The sequence below is a fragment of the Halorubrum sp. Atlit-26R genome (assembly GCF_003666015.1).
Taxonomy (GTDB): Archaea; Halobacteriota; Halobacteria; order Halobacteriales; family Haloferacaceae; genus Halorubrum.
In genome coordinates this window covers 1-485 of sequence record NZ_QPLT01000448.1, presented here as the reverse complement: position 1 = coordinate 485, position 485 = coordinate 1, and the positions used below count along the sequence as shown (strand labels likewise).

General features: G+C 61.4%; 1 protein-coding gene. It reads right to left on the bottom strand.

What is annotated here, in order from left to right; translation table 11 throughout:
- The coding region (locus DVK07_RS21395; RefSeq protein ID WP_121598620.1) for an NAD(P)/FAD-dependent oxidoreductase at positions 1-372 on the bottom strand (372 nt) is incomplete at its 3' end.
- Positions 373-485 lie beyond the last annotated feature (113 nt).

Genomic DNA, 485 nt, shown 5'->3' with positions numbered 1-485 from the left:
GACCGTCTCGTGGTCCACGGCCGCTTCGAACAGCTTCGCGTCGTACCGGCGGCGATCGGCGAAGTAGTACGGTCGCTCGCTCTGACCGTTCTTGACGGTATCGCCGTCGAAGTGGACCTCGTACCCGGAGGTAGCGTACTCGAATCCGTCTTTCGGGCCGAGTGCCTCGTGGTCCCAGCCGAACTCGCGTTCGAGCAACTGCGTCGTCTTCCACGTCACTAATCCCCCGCAGAGCTTTTTCCGTGGAAACGACGATTTATCAATTATCAGTACGTCACGTCCGCGCGACCCGAGCGCGTGCGCGGCGGTCGCGCCCGCGGGCCCCCCGCCGACGACGACGGCGTCGTACTTGCCGTGAGACAACTCGCTCATTCGCTCAACGATAAATGTATTCGATTTGACTTAATTATTCGCCCGCCGACCCCACCGTTAAGTCGGTCGGGCGATTGCCGATCCCATGGACTACTCCCTCGCCGTCGAGAACG